This window comes from Streptomyces sp. A5-4 (genome assembly GCF_051131715.1).
Lineage (GTDB): Bacteria > Actinomycetota > Actinomycetes > Streptomycetales > Streptomycetaceae > Streptomyces.
Genome location: NZ_CP178591.1, coordinates 4059775 through 4075251, shown reverse-complemented (window position 1 = coordinate 4075251; position 15477 = coordinate 4059775). Strand labels below are relative to the sequence as shown.

General features: G+C 69.2%; 18 protein-coding genes. 9 read left to right on the top strand and 9 right to left on the bottom strand.

Annotation, left to right across the window (positions count from 1 at the left end):
- Nucleotides 1-31 precede the first annotated feature (31 nt).
- A complete protein-coding gene (locus ACLLJJ_RS18755) occupies nt 32-517 on the top strand; it encodes an LURP-one-related/scramblase family protein (RefSeq protein ID WP_434592787.1) in 486 nt (161 codons plus the stop codon).
- Between the two features lie 6 nt (nt 518-523).
- Here the strand turns inward: ACLLJJ_RS18755 and ACLLJJ_RS18750 are convergent, their stop codons facing one another.
- On the bottom strand, nt 524-1300 hold the full coding sequence (locus tag ACLLJJ_RS18750; RefSeq protein WP_434592784.1) for a carbon-nitrogen family hydrolase: 777 nt from the start codon (nt 1298-1300) through the stop codon (nt 524-526).
- Nucleotides 1301-1488: 188 nt separating this feature from the next.
- Here ACLLJJ_RS18750 and ACLLJJ_RS18745 point away from each other — a divergent pair, with 188 nt between their 5' ends.
- Nucleotides 1489-2313 carry a maleylpyruvate isomerase family mycothiol-dependent enzyme gene (locus ACLLJJ_RS18745; RefSeq protein WP_434592781.1) on the top strand — a complete coding sequence of 275 codons (825 nt, stop codon included), beginning with the start codon at nt 1489-1491 and terminating at the stop codon, nt 2311-2313.
- Between the two features lie 6 nt (nt 2314-2319).
- On the opposite strand, the gene ACLLJJ_RS18740 is transcribed toward ACLLJJ_RS18745, so the two are convergent.
- Both ACLLJJ_RS18740 and ACLLJJ_RS18735 read right to left on the bottom strand, forming a co-directional pair.
- Nucleotides 2320-3615 carry an MFS transporter gene (locus ACLLJJ_RS18740; RefSeq protein WP_434592778.1) on the bottom strand — a complete coding sequence of 432 codons (1296 nt, stop codon included), beginning with the start codon at nt 3613-3615 and terminating at the stop codon, nt 2320-2322.
- Entirely contained in the window at nt 3612-4298 is a 687-nt protein-coding gene (locus ACLLJJ_RS18735; RefSeq protein ID WP_434592775.1) for a GntR family transcriptional regulator, read from the bottom strand. Before ACLLJJ_RS18735 ends, ACLLJJ_RS18740 begins: the two co-directional genes overlap by 4 nt.
- A gap of 185 nt (nt 4299-4483) precedes the next feature.
- Here ACLLJJ_RS18735 and ACLLJJ_RS18730 point away from each other — a divergent pair, with 185 nt between their 5' ends.
- A complete protein-coding gene (locus ACLLJJ_RS18730; protein ID WP_434592772.1) occupies nt 4484-5275 on the top strand; it encodes a VOC family protein in 792 nt (263 codons plus the stop codon).
- 51 nt (nt 5276-5326) lie between these two features.
- Here ACLLJJ_RS18730 and ACLLJJ_RS18725 read toward each other — a convergent pair whose 3' ends face one another.
- Genes ACLLJJ_RS18725 through ACLLJJ_RS18715 form a run of 3 tightly spaced genes read right to left on the bottom strand, consistent with a single transcriptional unit; the run spans nt 5327 to nt 6576 of the window.
- A complete protein-coding gene (locus ACLLJJ_RS18725; protein ID WP_434592769.1) occupies nt 5327-5512 on the bottom strand; it encodes a DUF397 domain-containing protein in 186 nt (61 codons plus the stop codon).
- A gap of 2 nt (nt 5513-5514) precedes the next feature.
- The gene (locus tag ACLLJJ_RS18720) at nt 5515-5691 is read right to left on the bottom strand and encodes a DUF397 domain-containing protein (protein ID WP_434592767.1); all 177 of its coding nucleotides are present in this window, start codon (nt 5689-5691) and stop codon (nt 5515-5517) included.
- Nucleotides 5692-5694: 3 nt separating this feature from the next.
- Nucleotides 5695-6576, bottom strand: coding sequence for a helix-turn-helix domain-containing protein (locus tag ACLLJJ_RS18715; RefSeq protein WP_434592765.1), 882 nt, complete (start codon nt 6574-6576; stop codon nt 5695-5697).
- A 244-nt stretch (nt 6577-6820) separates the two neighbouring features.
- Here ACLLJJ_RS18715 and ACLLJJ_RS18710 point away from each other — a divergent pair, with 244 nt between their 5' ends.
- The 3 genes from ACLLJJ_RS18710 to ACLLJJ_RS18700 are packed head-to-tail and all read left to right on the top strand — an operon-like array spanning nt 6821 to nt 9053.
- Complete coding sequence (locus tag ACLLJJ_RS18710) at nt 6821-7252, top strand: ATP-binding protein (protein ID WP_434592763.1); 432 nt, start codon at nt 6821-6823, stop codon at nt 7250-7252.
- Nucleotides 7253-7262: 10 nt separating this feature from the next.
- Nucleotides 7263-8576 (top strand): AAA family ATPase, encoded by a 1314-nt coding sequence (locus ACLLJJ_RS18705; RefSeq protein ID WP_434592761.1) that lies wholly within the window; start codon nt 7263-7265, stop codon nt 8574-8576.
- A 24-nt stretch (nt 8577-8600) separates the two neighbouring features.
- Nucleotides 8601-9053: a hypothetical protein gene (locus tag ACLLJJ_RS18700; RefSeq protein ID WP_434592760.1), complete on the top strand. Its 453-nt coding sequence runs from the start codon at nt 8601-8603 to the stop codon at nt 9051-9053.
- Between the two features lie 73 nt (nt 9054-9126).
- Here the strand turns inward: ACLLJJ_RS18700 and ACLLJJ_RS18695 are convergent, their stop codons facing one another.
- The 3 genes from ACLLJJ_RS18695 to pdhA are packed head-to-tail and all read right to left on the bottom strand — an operon-like array spanning nt 9127 to nt 12730.
- On the bottom strand, nt 9127-10557 hold the full coding sequence (locus ACLLJJ_RS18695) for a dihydrolipoamide acetyltransferase family protein (RefSeq protein WP_434592759.1): 1431 nt from the start codon (nt 10555-10557) through the stop codon (nt 9127-9129).
- Between the two features lie 14 nt (nt 10558-10571).
- Complete coding sequence (locus tag ACLLJJ_RS18690; protein ID WP_434592757.1) at nt 10572-11552, bottom strand: alpha-ketoacid dehydrogenase subunit beta; 981 nt, start codon at nt 11550-11552, stop codon at nt 10572-10574.
- Between the two features lie 2 nt (nt 11553-11554).
- The gene (gene pdhA / locus ACLLJJ_RS18685) at nt 11555-12730 is read right to left on the bottom strand and encodes a pyruvate dehydrogenase (acetyl-transferring) E1 component subunit alpha (RefSeq protein WP_434592755.1); all 1176 of its coding nucleotides are present in this window, start codon (nt 12728-12730) and stop codon (nt 11555-11557) included.
- Nucleotides 12731-13054: 324 nt separating this feature from the next.
- Between pdhA and ACLLJJ_RS18680 the strand changes: the two genes are divergently transcribed.
- From ACLLJJ_RS18680 to ACLLJJ_RS18670, 3 genes are all read left to right on the top strand, one after another.
- A complete protein-coding gene (locus ACLLJJ_RS18680; protein WP_434592752.1) occupies nt 13055-13726 on the top strand; it encodes a response regulator in 672 nt (223 codons plus the stop codon).
- Between the two features lie 116 nt (nt 13727-13842).
- Nucleotides 13843-14268: a pyridoxamine 5'-phosphate oxidase family protein gene (locus tag ACLLJJ_RS18675; RefSeq protein ID WP_434592749.1), complete on the top strand. Its 426-nt coding sequence runs from the start codon at nt 13843-13845 to the stop codon at nt 14266-14268.
- A gap of 15 nt (nt 14269-14283) precedes the next feature.
- On the top strand, nt 14284-15468 hold the full coding sequence (locus ACLLJJ_RS18670) for a phosphotransferase (RefSeq protein ID WP_434592746.1): 1185 nt from the start codon (nt 14284-14286) through the stop codon (nt 15466-15468).
- Nucleotides 15469-15477: the final 9 nt, after the last annotated feature.

The following is a 15477-nucleotide window of genomic DNA, read 5'->3' as shown; positions in this document are numbered from 1 at the left end:
ATAGCGGTCATTCCGGGGTAGGCGTCCCGCCATGAAATATCTCGTGCGCGACAAGATCTTCGCCATCGGTGACGACTACTGGATCGAGGACGAGACCGGACAGCAGGCCTTCCTCGTCGACGGCAAGGCGCTGCGGCTGCGCGACACCCTGGAGATCAAGGACCCCACCGGCCAGGTCCTGATCACCCTGCGCGCGAAAATGCTCAGTCTGCGCGACACCATGACCATCGAGCGGGGCGACGAGCAGCTCGCGACGGTGCGCAAGAAGCGGCTCTCGCTGCTGCGCAACCACTATCGCGTGGAGCTCGTCGAGGGCACCGAGCTGGATGTCAGCGGCCGGATCCTGGACCGCGAGTTCACCATCGAGTACGACGGTGAACTGCTGGCCCACATCTCGCGGAAGTGGTTCCGGATGCGCGAGACGTACGCGGTGAACGTGGTGCGCGAGGACGCCGACACGGCGCTGCTGATCGCGGTCGCGGTGTGCGTGATCCGGATGGCCGACAAGGACGACTGACGGCCGTCAGCGCAGACGGCGGTCCTTCAGCGCCGGAAACTGCTCGCGCGTCGTGGTGACCTTCGCCGGGTCGAGATCGACGGTGAGGACCTCCTCGGCCGTGCCCGCCTCGGCGAGCACCTCGCCCCACGGGTCGACCACGATGCTGTGCCCCGCCTGCTCGACTCCGGCGTGCGTGCCGGCCGTGCCGCAGGCCAGGACGTACGCCTGGTTCTCGACGGCGCGGGCGCGGGCCAGCAGCGTCCAGTGCTCACGGCGCCGGGCGGGCCAGCCGGCCGGGACCACGAAGGCCTGCGCGCCCGCGTCGACCAGGCCGCGGAAGAGCTCGGGGAAGCGCAGGTCGTAGCAGGTGCCGAGGCCGAAGGTGAGCTCGTCGGTCCGTACGGTGACGAGTTCCTCGCCTGCCCCCATCATCACGGCCTCGCCCTTGTCGAAGCCGAAGCGGTGGATTTTCCGGTAGGTGCGGGCGAGTTCACCGTCGGGGGAGAAGACCAGCGAGGTGTTGTAGAGCGGCCCTTCCGGGTCCCGCTCGACGATCGACCCGGCGTGCAGCCAAACCCCGGCGTCCCGGGCCGCCTTGGACATCACGTCGTACGTCGCGCCCTCGACGGGTTCGGCCTCGGCGACGAACGACTCATAGGCGAAAGCACCGACGGGCCAGAGCTCCGGCAGGACCACGAGGTCGACCCCGCGCTGCTCGCGCACCAGGGAAGCGACGCGCTGCCGACGGGAATTGACTGATTCGTCCGGGTCTACAGCGATCTGGATGAGGGAGGCGCGCACAGTACCACCGTCCTGGCATTCGAGCCGTCAACACGGGCCTACGATCGTCACACCAAAGCACTGCCGGGGTGCCACGGGGCAGCGTAACTTAGCGTGCGAGCCTCCCACGCAACCCAGTAAGCCGTCCCGTCGGCCAACCCGCCGCCGCCCAGCCCGCTCCACCGCCACTGAACCGCACGAGGGGTCCCGTGACCGTCCATCCCAGCCTCCAGACCTACGCCGAATCCTGGACCCACTCCGTAGAAGCGATATCCGAGCTGGTGACTCCGCTCGTCGAAGGCGAGTGGAACCGCCGCACACCGTGCCCAGGCTGGTCGGTGCGCGACATCGTCTCGCACGTCATCGGCATGGAGTGCGAGATGCTCGGCGATCCTCGCCCGATCCACACTCTGCCGCGCGATCTCTTCCATGTGACCTCGGAGTTCGCCAGGTACACGGAGATGCAGGTCGATGTGCGGCGCCATCACACGGCGCCCGAGATGACCTCCGAGCTAGAGTACACGATCATCCGGCGCGCGCGCCAGCTCCGCAACGAGACCCGCGCCCCTGACGCCAAGGTCCGTGCCCCGCTCGGCACCGAGCAGACCCTCGAACTGGCCATGCGGATGCGGGCGTTCGACATCTGGGTGCACGAGCAGGATCTGCGGGCCACGCTCGGCATGCCGGGCAATCTCGACTCCCCCGGCGCGTTCGTCACCCGGGACGTGCTGTTGCAGGGCCTGGCGAGAGTCGTCGCGAAGGACGCGGGCGCCCCGGCGAATTCGGCGATCGTCGTCGATGTGCACGGCCCGCTCGAATTCATGCGCACGGTCCGCGTCGACGCGCAGGGCCGCGGCACGGTGGACGGCACGCCGTCGCTGGGCCCGCTGGCGACACTCGCGCTGGACTGGGAGACGTACGTACGGCTGGCCTGCGGCCGGGTCCGCTACGACACGGTCGCCGACCGGATCAAGGTCGAGGGCGACGCCGAGCTGGCGGACACGATTCTGCGGGCCTTCGCCGTAACGCCGTAACGCCCACTACACCGGGACGTGCACCGCCTCGACGCGACTGGCGACCAGATGGTCCCGCTCGCGGCGGGCCGTCCGCTTCCGCAGCCGCAGGATCTGCACGATCCCCAGCGCCTCAAGGACGAAGACCGAGGCGAACGCGATCCGGTAGTTGTCGCCGGTGGCGTCGAGCAGCAGACCCACCGCGAGCAGCGTGGTCATGGAGGCGGTGAAGCCGCCCATGTTGACGATCCCGGACGCGGTGCCCTGGCGCTGCGGCGGGTTGGCCGGGCGGGCGAAGTCGAAGCCGATCATCGACGCCGGACCGCACGCGCCGAGCACCGCGCACAGCGTGATCAGCAGCCACATCGGCGCGTGGTCACCCGGATACGCGAGGGTGGCCGCCCACAGCAGGGCGGTCGCCCCGACCGTGCCGAGGGCGAGCGGGCCACGGGCCTCGTGGTGGCGGGCGATGACCTGCCCGAAGACCAGGCCCAGCGCCATGTTGGACAGCACCACGAGCGTCAGCAGCTCACCGGCCGTGGCCCGCGAGAGCCCCTGCGCCTCCACCAGGAACGGCATCCCCCACAGCAGCAGGAACACCATCGCCGGGAACTGCGTGGTGAAGTGCACCCACATCCCCAGCCGCGTCCCCGGCTCGCGCCAGGAGGCCGCGATCTGCTTGCGGGCGTACGCACCGCCCGCGTGTTCGGCGGGCGCGGGCTCGTGCCCCTTGGGGTGGTCCTTGAGGAACAGCGTCAGGAGTACGAGCACGAGCACCCCCGCCAGCGAGCTGCCCGCGAAGGTCGCGGTCCAGCCCACGCCGTGCAGCATCCGGGCGAAGACCAGCGTGGAGACGAGGTTGCCCGCCATCCCGCACAGCGCCGCGACCTGGGCGATCAACGGTCCGCGCCGGGCCGGGAACCAGCGGGCGCCGAGCCGCAGCACGGCGATGAACGTCATCGCGTCGCCGCAGCCGAGCAACGCGCGGGCGGCCAGCGCGGTGCCGTAGGAGGGAGAGAGCGCGAAGCCGAGCTGGCCGACGGTGAACAGCACCACGCCCAGGGTCAGGACCTTCTTCGTCCCCCACCGGTCGACCATCAGGCCAACGGGTATCTGCATGCCCGCGTACACGAGGAGCTGGAGGATGGAGAACGTCGACAGCGCGGAGGCGTTGACGTCGAACCGGTCGGCGGCGTCGAGTCCCGCCACGCCCAGGCTCGTACGGAAGATGACCGCGACGAAGTACACGGCGACGCCGATGCCCCACATCGCGGCGGCGCGGCGGCCACCGGGCGGGTCGCCGGGGAGCGGGACCGCGCTCATCGGTCGTCCCCTCTGACCAGCACCCGGACGCGGCTGACGTGCCGGCGCACACACTGCGCGGCGCCTTCCTCGTCACCGGCGCGGATGGCGTCGAGCAGCTCGGCGTGCTCGGTGATGTTCTTCGCGATGCGGTCGGGGTGCGCCTCCATGATGGTGACGCCCATGCGCAGCTGCCGGTCGCGGAGCTGGTCGTACAGCCGCATCAGGATTTGATTCCCGGCGTGCCGCACGATCTCGGCGTGGAAACACCGGTCGGTGACGGCGACCTCCGCCAGGTCGCCCTCCTCCGCGCGCTGCCGCTGCTCCTCAAGGAGCTCCTCCAGCCGTGCGATCAGCGCGGGGGACCCGGGCATGACGCGCCGCACCGCGAATTCCTCGACGAGCAGCCGGGTCTCCACGACATCGGCGATCTCCTGCGCCGACACGGCGAGCACGAGGGCGCCCTTCTTGGGATAGAGCTTGATCAGCCCCTCGACCTCCAGCCGCAGCAGCGCTTCGCGCACCGGCGTCCTGGACACCCCCACGGCGTCGGCGAGGTCGCCCTCGGTGAGGAGGGTGCCACCCTCGTAGCGGCGGTCGAGCACCGCGCGCTTGATGTACGCGTAGACGCGCTCGGCGGCGGGCGGCTGCTTGGCGGGGGCAGCGACGGGAGAACGGGGGGCGGCGGGGGGAGCGGCAGGCATGCGCACAGCATAGATACAACACAGGTGCAACAGAAAGACGCGTCCGCATCGCGGAACGGAGCGGGCGGACAGCAAGCCGGGAGCGAGTCGGCGTGCCCGATTTCGCAAACTTTCCCCGCGCGGGTCGGCCCCTACCTGACTACCGTGAAAGCAGGACGAACCCCAACCAGGAAGTGATCAGAGCCATGGCCGTGCAGACAGAAGGAACGCCCTGTTGGGCCGACGCCACATTCGCCGACGTGGAAGCCGCGAAGAGCTTCTACGGTGACGTACTGGGCTGGACCTTCGGCGAGAGTGCGCCGGAGTTCGGCAACTACACGCAGGCGTACTCGGACGGGAAGGCCGTGGCCGCCGTCGCGCCCCCGATGCCCGGACAGGACGACAGCCCTTCGAGCTGGTGCCTGTATCTCGCATCGCCGGACGTCACCGCCACCGCCCAGAAGATCCGTGACAACGGCGGTGAAGTACTGGTGGACCCGATGCAGGTCGCCGACTTCGGCTCGATGGTGATCGCCCGCGACCCCGGGGGCGCGGTCTTCGGCGTCTGGCAGGGAAACACGCACGAGGGCTTCGAGGCGGTCGGCAAGCCGGGCGCGTACGCCTGGTCCGAGGTCTTCACCCGTGACGCGGAGAAGTCGGACGCGTTCTTCCCTGCCGTCTTCCCGTACACCGTGCGGCGGATGGAGGACGACGCGATCGACTTCAAACTCTTCGACGTCGGCGACGAGACCGTCCTGGGCCGGATGAAGATGACGGACGACTTCCCGCCGGAGGTCCCGTCGTTCGTCAACGTGTACTTCGCGGTCGAGGACTGCGACGCGGCGGTGGCGAAGGCGACCGGGCTCGGCGGAAAGCTTCAGTTCGGGCCGATGGACAGCCCGTTCGGCCGGTTCGCGGCGGTCACCGACCCGGCGGGCGCGGCGTTCTCGGTGATCGACCTCACTACGACGAAGGGCGACATGCCGAAGCTGTCCTGACCTGCCGGGTGGGCGGGTCAGCTTGCGCAGCCGCACCCCCTGGACCGCGCCTCAGCGCACCCCGGCCGCGACATGGGCCCCGAAGGCGGCCCACGCGGCGGGGGTGAGGAGGACCAGGGGGCCGGCGGGACGCTGGGAATCGCGTACGGCTACGGCGCCGGGGATGTTGAGGGCGACTTCGACGCACTCGCCATTGCCGCTGCTGTAGCTGGACTTCATGAACTCGAACTGCGGCATTTCTACAGCTCCCTACAGAAGGCGTCCCACGCAGCGGGGGTGACGCAAAGGAGGCGGTCGGCGGCGTCCTTGGAGTCCCGAACGGCGACGGTGCCAGGGACGTTGAGGGCAACTTCGACGCACTCTTGCTCCGCGGCGCCGCCACTGTGGCTGGACTTCACGAAGTCGAACGTCTCCATGCCTCAAAGCTCCCTACGGATCTGATCGAGCAGGGCGAGGGACTTGCCCTGCGAAAGCCCGTGGTGCGTGATGCGGTCAAAGATGGCGTTGTGACGACGAGCATCATCTTCTGACTCCAGCCAAAGCGTAGTCGAGGTGGTATCCATGTGCACCACATCCATGGCGCTGGGCTCAGCGAACGAGACGATCGTGAACGCGCTGGTCATCCCCGGGTGTGCACCCGTCAGGAACGGCACGACCTGGAGACGGATCGTGGACTTCCGCGCCACGTCAGACAGGTGGCCGAGCTGGTCTTTCATGACAGCCCGGCCACCTACGAGTTGGCGCAACGCACCCTCGTGCAGAACGGCCCAGAGTTGCAGCGGTTGTTCTCCACCCAGCCGGGTCTGCCGCGCCATCCGCGACTCGACGAACGGATCGATGTCCGCGAGATCTTTCCAGCTGCCGTCCCCCACAGCCAGCGCCGTCGCGTAGTCAGACGTCTGCAAGAGGCCCGGCACGATCGCCAGTTGCCATGTACGGATACTCGTGGCGATGTCCTCAAGCGCCACGTACTCCATCATGGAACGCAGCTCCGGGTACTGATTCCACCAGCCCTTCGCCTTCCGGCGGTCCCGGTCCGTCTTGGCCAGCTCCAGCAGTCGGCCTATGGCTCGCTCATCCCGCTCCTCGTAGAGGTGGCACAGCGCCCGGACATCCGGATCCCGCATCGGCACCAGTCCTCGCTCCATCTTCGCGACCTTGGCCACCGAAGCGGTCAGCGATTCCGCTGCTGCGGCCTGACGCAACCCGCGCGCTTCGCGCATCCGCAGCAGGTCACCGCCAAGACGACGGCCGAGCACCGTCGACACCGACACTCCACGATCCGGATTCGAGCCCGCCATTCGCTCCTGCCTCCTGATGAGTTGCCACAGTTTGCTTCTTCGCAGCCAACCACCACAACCTGTCCGCAAGAAAATTCTATGCCCGTCATACTTGCCTGGCAGAGAAGTACACCACTACCTTTAGTACGCACCCGCTCACCGAGCGGAGCCGTCCGGCGGAAGTGCACCGCTCCGCGCTGCGCGGAGCGGCAGGGACACCGCCAACACCGGTACGGCGTAGGCCCGTACAAGGAGGTACGCGTCCATGACCAGCGCGAGCCCGACCGACGTCGTCAGCTACGTCCCGTACACCCAGAACGTCACCGTCGCCCGGCGCCGCGTCGCGCACGTCGTCTGCGCGTGGGGGCATCCGGGACTCGCCGGGGACGCCGCGCTCATCGCCGGGGAACTCGCGGCGAACGCGCTGCTGCACGGGTGCCTGCGGGACCGGCTGTTCCGGGTCGAAGTGAAGCTGCTGGAAAAGGCGTTACGTATCGCCGTCACCGATCCGCGCGGCGAACGCCACCCGCAGCCGCGCCGCGCGCTGGACGACGAGCAATTCGGGCGGGGCCTCACCATCGTCGCGGCCCTCGCGACCCGGTGGGGCGCCGAGCCGCTCACCGTGGGCAAGACCGTGTGGGCGGAACTGGATCTCGTGCCGGGCGGGATCAGCGCCCCGCCTGGCGAGCTGGGATAGCGTGGTCGGCGTGACTGGCCACGCCCTGGAAGAGGTCCGGCTCACCGCGTTCAAGAGCTTCCGCGGTGAGGTACTCAAGCTCGCGCCACTGACCGTGCTCATCGGGCGGAACAGCAGCGGCAAGTCCAACGCGCTCGACGGTCTTGAAGTGCTGTCCCGCCTCGCGCGTGGGGAGGACATCACGGAGGCCTTGGAAAGCCGGCGCAGCGCAGCGGGTCCAGTGCGTGGCGGACTCGCCGGATGCGTACCGCACGGTGACGACCGCTTTTCCCTCGGCTGCACCGTAAGCACCGAGTACGGGCCGATCCGCCTCGATGTGACCGTGCAGGTCGAACCCGAGGTGCGGATCATCGAAGAGCGGCTGCTCGGCCCGACAGCCGGGGGAACCAAGCCACTCCTGACGAGCGGTGAACCAACGCCCCACCGGGGAGACATCCACGCCGCCTGGCACAACGGCAAGCGTGGCCGAAACCCCAGCGGCCCCTTCCGTAACTCCCGGCTGCTGACATCACAGCTTCCTCTGCATGTGCCGGGTGACTCCGGCGGGGAGGTCGACACGGTCTGGGCAGCGGAAAGCATGCTGGCCGTACTGACCGGCGCCTTCCACCTGGACCCCGTACCGCATCTCATGCGGCAGTACGTCCCGGCCCGCGACATCCGGCTGCGGCGTACCGCCGAGAACCTCTCCGCGGCGATCGGCAACGTCCAGCGCCGGGACGAGGAACTGTTCGTACGTCTGGTGGAGTTGCTGCGAGGTCTGGCCGACCACGACATCGAGACGCTCGCCGTGACCCGCTCCGAGCTCGGCGACGTCATGCTGGCGCTGAACGAGGGGCCCCTCGGTCTCACACCGGCCAGGGAGATGAGCGACGGAATGCTGCGCTTCCTCGCCATCACCACGTCCCTGCTGACCGGTGGTGACGGCCTGGATCTCGGGCCGTCCAACCCGGAGGCGGCGGCGGAGCGCTCCCTCACGCTGGTCATCGAGGAGCTGGAGAACGGGCTGCACCCCTCCCAGGCATCCAAGGTCCTGCACCTGGTTCGGCAGGCAGGCGCGGAGAGCCGGACGCGTGTGCTCATCACGACGCACAGTCCGGCCCTGCTGTCCGCACTGGAGAGCGCGGACCACGCGGGCGTCGTCGTCTGCTCACGGGACCGCGAGTCGGGGACGAGCCGGCTGACCCGCCTCACCGATCTCGACGGATACCCGACCGCGATGGCGGCGGGGACGCTGGGCGATGTGGTCACCCAGGGAAGACTGCGGGCCGAGCGACGGGCGGACCACGACTACACGGAATTCGACCGGCTGCTCGGGATCGGCTGATCCATGGGCCGTCGAGTCGAATTCGTGGATACGTCGATTCTGTGCAACCTCCTCGGTGTGCCGGGTAAGTGCCAGGACCGGGAGAAGGTCATCGGAGAGCTGAAGCGCAAGCGCGAGAACCGGGAGTGCGATCTGCTGCTTCCGGTGACGGCGATCATCGAGACCGGGAACCACATCGCGCAGCTGTCTGACGGCCGGGTCCGGCGTACGTGTGCCGAGCGGCTGAGCGGCGTGCTCAGAACGGTCGTCGACGGGACCGCGCCGTGGGCCCTCAACGAGGTGGAATGGGGTGCCGAGCACCTCAGGGCACTGATCAGCGGAGGAAGCACGGGAAGCACGCTGGTCGAACACGCCTGCAACCAGCTCGGCTGCGGCGATCTGAACATCCTCGTCGAGCGGGATCGCTACCTGGCGCGTACGTCCGGCGTTGCCGCCACCGTGTGGACCCTCGACGAGCTGCTCGCGTCCTACGCCTGACCGGGCCACAACGCCGTGTGCGGCGCCGAGTCGGACTCGGCGCCGCACACACATGACCGTCAGGTCCAGCTGATCAGGCCCAAGTGATCAACCGCTTCGGCTGTTCCAGTATCGCCGCGACGTCTCCGAGGACCCGGGAGCCCAGCTCGCCGTCGACCAGGCGGTGGTCGAAGGAGAGCGCCAGCGTCGTCACCCGGCGGGGCTTGACCTTGCCCTTGTGGACCCACGGCTGGAGCTTGATCGCACCGACCGCGAGGATCGCGGACTCGCCCGGGTTGAGGATGGGCGTGCCCGTGTCGATGCCGAAGACGCCGATGTTGGTGATGGTCACCGTGCCGCCCTGCATCGCCACCGGTGACGTCTTGCCCTCGCGGGCCGTAGTCACCAACTCGCCCAGCGAAGCCGCCAGTTCGGGCAGCGTCTTGGCGTGCGCGTCCTTGATGTTCGGGACGATCAGACCGCGCGGGGTGGCGGCGGCGATACCCAGGTTCACGTAGCTCTTGTGCACGATCTCCTGGTTCGGCTCGTCCCAGGCGGCGTTGACGTCCGGGTTGCGCTTGATGGCGACCAGCAGGGCCTTGGAGATGAGGAGCAGCGGGTTGACCCGCACCCCGGCCATGTCCTTGTCGGCCTTCAGCTCCTCGACGAGCTTCATCGTGCGCGTGATGTCGATCGTGACGAACTCGGTGACGTGCGGCGCGGTGAAGGCGCTGTTCACCATGGCCGTCGCGATGGCCTTGCGGACGCCCTTGATCGGCGTACGGGTCTCCCGCGCACCCGCGTCCGCTGCCACGGCCACCGGCGCCGACGCGACCGCGGCGGGCTCGGCGACCGGCTGCGCCTGCGGTGCGGCCACCGCCGCGTGGACGTCCTCGCGGGTGACGACCCCGTCCGGGCCCGTCGGCGTGATCGTCGCGAGGTCGATGCCGAGGTCCTTGGCGAGCTTGCGGACCGGGGGCTTGGCCAGCGGACGCCCGGAGGACCCGGCGGCGGCCGGGGCCGCCGCGCCGTGGCCGTTCATCTCCGCCTGGATCGCGGCGGCCACCTGCTGGGCCGGCTCCGCCTGTTCAGGAACAGCCGCACCGTTGCCCTTGCGCGGGCGGCGCTTGGTGGACGCCTCGGACACGCCGTAGCCGACGAGGACCGGCGTACGGCCCTTGGGCGCGTCGTCCTCGGCGGGAGCGGCTGCGGGGGTCGCCTCGGCCACCGGTTCGGGAGCGGCGGCCTGCAGCGCCGTGCCCGGAGCCACGTCGACGGTGATGATCACTTGGCCGACGTCGACCGTCACGCCCTCGCCGAAGCGCAGCTCGTGCACCACACCGTCGTACGGGATGGGGAGCTCGACGGCCGCCTTCGCGGTCTCGACCTCGCACACGACCTGGCCGTCGGTGACGGTGTCGCCCGGCTGGACGTACCACTTGAGGATCTCGGCCTCGGTGAGTCCCTCGCCCACGTCGGGCATCTTGAACTCACGGAAGCGCTGGGAAGTCTGGGTCTCAGTCATCGTCACGGCTCTCCTCAGTACGCAAGCGAGCGGTCGACGGCGTCGAGTACCCGGTCGAGGCCCGGCAGGTACTCGTCCTCCAGGCGGGCGGGCGGATACGGGGCGTGGTAGCCGCCCACCCTCAGCACCGGCGCCTCCAGGTGGTAGAAGCACCGCTCCGTGAGACGGGCCGCGATCTCCGCGCCCGAACCGTAGAAGACCGGAGCCTCGTGCACCACCACCAGGCGGCGTGTCTTCTCCACCGACGTCTGGATCGTGTCGAAGTCGATGGGGGACATCGTGCGCAGGTCGAGGACTTCGAGGGACTTGCCCTCCTCGGCCGCGGCGGCTGCCGCCTCGACGCAGACCTTCACCATCGGACCGTACGCGGCGAGCGTCAGATCCGAACCGGCCTGTACGACACGGGCCTTGTGGAGCGGGCCCGGAATGGCCTCGGTGTCGACCTCGCTCTTGTCCCAGTAGCGCCGCTTCGGCTCGAAGAAGATCACCGGGTCGTTGCTCTGGATGGCCTGCTGCATCATCCAGTAGGCGTCGGACGAGTTGGAGGGCGAGACCACCTTGAGGCCCGCGACATGCGCGAAGAGCGCCTCGGGGGACTCGCTGTGGTGCTCGACCGCGCCGATGCCGCCGCCGTACGGAATGCGGATGACGACCGGCATCTTGATCTTGCCGAGCGAGCGGGCGTGCATCTTCGCGAGCTGCGTGACGATCTGGTCGTACGCGGGGAAGACGAACCCGTCGAACTGGATCTCCACGACCGGGCGGTAGCCCCGCAGCGCCAGGCCGATCGCCGTGCCGACGATGCCGGACTCGGCGAGCGGGGTGTCGATGACCCGGTCCTCGCCGAAGTCCTTCTGGAGCCCGTCGGTGACCCGGAAGACGCCGCCGAGCTTGCCGACGTCCTCACCCATGATCAGGACCTTGGGGTCGGTTTCGAGGGCCTTGCGCAGCGACTCGTTGATCGCTTTGGCGAGAGGCAACTTCTGTGCGGCCATGATTAGTTGCCCTCCTCGGACGCAGAGCCCTCGGTGAAGGACGCCTGGTAGGCGAGGAACTGCGCGCGCTCCTCGTCGACGAGCGCGTGCCCGTCGGCGTAGACGTTCTCGAAGATCGCCAACTGGTCGGGCTGGGGCATCGCCCGTACCGCCTCGCGGACCCGCTTGCCGAGCGTCTCGCTCTCGTCCTCAAGGCCGGCGAAGTACGCCTCGTCGGCCAGGCCTTCGTTCTCCAGGTACGCGCGCACCCGCAGGATCGGGTCCTTCGCCACCCAGGCCTCGCGCTCCTCGTCCGCCCGGTACTTGGTCGGGTCGTCGGAGGTGGTGTGGGCGCCCATCCGGTACGTGAACGCCTCGACCAGCGTCGGACCCTCGCCGCGGCGGGCGCGCTCCAGCGCCCAGCGGGTCACGGCCAGGCAGGCCAGGACGTCGTTGCCGTCGACGCGGACGCCAGGGAAGCCGTAGCCCTGCGCACGCTGGTAGAGCGGGACGCGCATCTGCTTCTCGGTGGGCTCGGAGATCGCCCACTGGTTGTTCTGGCAGAAGAAGACGACCGGGGCGTTGTAGACCGCGCCGAAGGTGAAGGCTTCCGCCACGTCGCCCTGGCTGGAGGCGCCGTCACCGAAGTACGCGACGACCGCGGAGTCCGCGCCGTCCTTGGCGACACCCATCGCGTAACCGGTCGCGTGCAGCGTCTGCGAGCCGATGACGATCGTGTACAGATGGAAATTATTGGTCGTCGGGTCCCAGCCGCCGTGGTTCACACCACGGAACATGCCGAGCAGATTGGTCGGGTCGACCCCACGGCACCAGGCGACTCCGTGCTCGCGGTACGTCGGGAAGACGTAGTCGTCGTCGCGCAGGGCGCGGGCGGAGCCGATCTGGGCGGCCTCCTGGCCGAGCAGCGAGGCCCACAGGCCCAGCTCGCCCTGGCGCTGCAGCGCGGTCGCCTCGGCGTCGAAGCGACGCGTGAGGACCATGTCCCGGTACAGCGCGCGCAGCTCGTCCGCGCTCAGGTCGATCGCGTAGTCCGGGTGCTCGACCCGGACGCCCTCGGGCGTGAGCAGCTGTACGAGCTCGGGATCCCTCCCGGTCTCGGCAGGCTGGGCTTTCTTGGCGCTGACGCGCTTGGTGCTGCTGCGTCGTGGCTTACGCGCGGCAGTGCTCTCCACGGTCACGTGCGTGCTCCTCCGTCTGTCCGGCCCCCGGGGTAGCCGGTGACCAGTGCGGCTCGCCTGTACCCGTCCTCGTGCACGGGGTGGGTGCGACTCGGCCGGGAACAGGCGTGACAGGTGCCCCGGCGAGCGCCCTGCCACAGGCACGTTACCCAGTGCTTCGCACAACTGCGAAACCCCATTTGACCTGCGATTTTGCTTGGATTTCCAAGTAAATCGAGGAATTCGGGAACAACCACTGGTCACAGCCTTGCAGGCCGCCGGAACAACGGCACGTTATCCCGCTCACCAGCGGCACGGGAAGAGTTCGTGTGTGAGGATGACGGCGTGCGCGAAGATGGAAAAATCCAGGTATTTCTGGTTGACGACCACGAGGTCGTCCGCCGCGGCGTCCATGAGCTGCTCTCCGTCGAGGATGACATCGAGGTCGTCGGCGAGGCGGGAACAGCGGCAGATGCCCTGGTCAGGATCCTCGCGACCCGTCCGGACGTGGCCGTTCTCGATGTGCGCCTGCCCGACGGCAGCGGTGTGGAGGTCTGCCGCGAGGTCCGTTCACAGAACGAGGACATCAAATGCCTGATGTTGACCTCGTACGCGGACGACGAAGCCCTTTTCGACGCGATTATGGCGGGTGCGTCCGGTTACGTACTCAAGGCGATCCGCGGCAATGAGCTGCTGAACGCCGTGCGGGACGTCGCGGCCGGCAAGTCACTGCTCGACCCGGTGGCCACCGCCCGGGTCCTGGAGCGGCTGCGCTCGGGCAACAGCCCCAAGAGCGACAGCAGGCTCGCGAACCTCACCGAGCAGGAACGCAAGATCCTGGACCTGATCGGCGAGGGCCTGACCAACCGGGTGATCGGCGAAAGGCTGCACCTCGCCGAGAAGACGATCAAGAATTACGTCTCCAGCCTGCTCTCCAAGCTGGGCATGGAACGCCGCTCGCAGGCCGCCGCCTACGTGGCGCGCAAGCAGGCGGAGGAGAACCACTCGCACCGCTGACGGCGGCGAGGGCCTCGGCCGTGATGACAGAGAGTTCCTGATCGTTATCACAGCGGGACTTATCTCGGGACCTACGTCCCTTCCGGGCACCCGGAAGGTGTCCGAGAGTGAAGTCCATGCCTTACGAGTCTTCCGAGGAACTCCACGCCATCGAGATGCTCCGCCGCGTCCCGTACGGCCGAGTCGCGACGAGCATGCGAGCCCTGCCGTTCCTGGCCGTCGCCAGGCACGTCGTGGTGGAGGGCCGGGTGCTGCTGCGCATGCACACCGGATTCGGCCACCACCAGGCCTGCAACGGCAGCGTGGTGGCGTACGGCGCGGACAATTTCAACTCCAGCGCCGACGAGCTGTGGTCCGTCCAGTTCACCGGCACCGCCGAGATCTTCGAACCGACCAACGCCGAGCTCGAACTCTTCGGCTCCGGGCCGCTGTACGTCGACGGGGAGCTCTTCGACCCGGTCTATGTGCGCATCGAACCGCAGTTCGTCACCGTGCACTCGCTGCACAGCGCCCAGGAGCGACAGTTCGAGCACGCACTGTGATCTAACATCTGGCGAGTGCCACGCTCACATGCACCCGCCGCGCCCCTGCCCGCAGCCGCATGCCCCGCAGCCTCCACAGCGTCCGCCAGGGCCCCGCTGCCGCCCGTACGCGCCCTGCTGCGCCGCTACACGAACACCGGTGAGCCCCTGTCCTGCGAGCCCGTCGCACAGGGCCTGCTGAACCACGGCTACCGCCTCGCCACCACCCGGGGCGACTTCTTCCTCAAGCACCACCTCGACGGCGACCACGCCACCATCAGCCGCCAGCACCGCGCCACCCACCACCTCCAGACCCTCGGCATCCCCGTCGCGCCGCCCGTCGAGGACACCGAGGGCGGCACCGTGACGGTGATCGGCGGACGCTACTACGCGCTGCACCCGTGGATCGACGGCCGCCACCGGGACGGCGCCCAGCTCACGGCCGTGGAGTCCCGGCGGCTGGGGGCGCTGCTCGGGCTCGTGCACACCTGCCTCGACCTGGTGATGGGCGCGGAGGCGCGGCGGGCTCCCGGACGCGCCGACCCGCCCGGTCCCGCCCGTCCGGTCCCGCCCGCCCGACGGGGCGAAGCCGCGGACCCCGCCGGTCCGACCGGGCCCGGGAATGCCGCGGATCCCGCCGACCGCACCGATCCCGCCGATCCCGCGGACACGTACGAGCTGATCGGCGAGCTGCTGACGCTGGCCCGCGGCCGGCTGCCCCGCCGCGCCTTCGACGTACTCGCCGAGCACCGCCTCCTGGAACGCCGCGACCTGCTGGAACGGCATGCCCACCGGCGGCCCCCGCCGGTCGCCGCGCCCGCCACCGGGTGGGTGCACGGCGACTTCCATCCGCTCAACCTGCTCTACCGGGGCGCCGAGCCCGCCGCGATCGTCGACTGGGACCGGCTCGCCGTGCAGCCCCGCGCGGAGGAGGCGGTACGGGCCGCGGCGATCTTCTTCGTACGGCCCACCGGGGAGCTGGAGTTGGCGAAGGTACGCGCCTACGCGCGCGCGTACCGGTGCGCGGCGGGGGCGGACGCGGCCGAACTGGCCGCCGCGGTGCACCGGGTGTGGTGGGAGCGGCTCAACGACTTCTGGATACTGCGCTGGCGCTACCAGCTGAACGACCGCAGGGCCGACCCGCAGTTTCCTGCGGCGTCGGCCCTGGCGGTGTGGTGGACGAAGGAGTACGAGGCGGTGTGCGAGGCGTTCGCGGGGTGACGCGGCCGG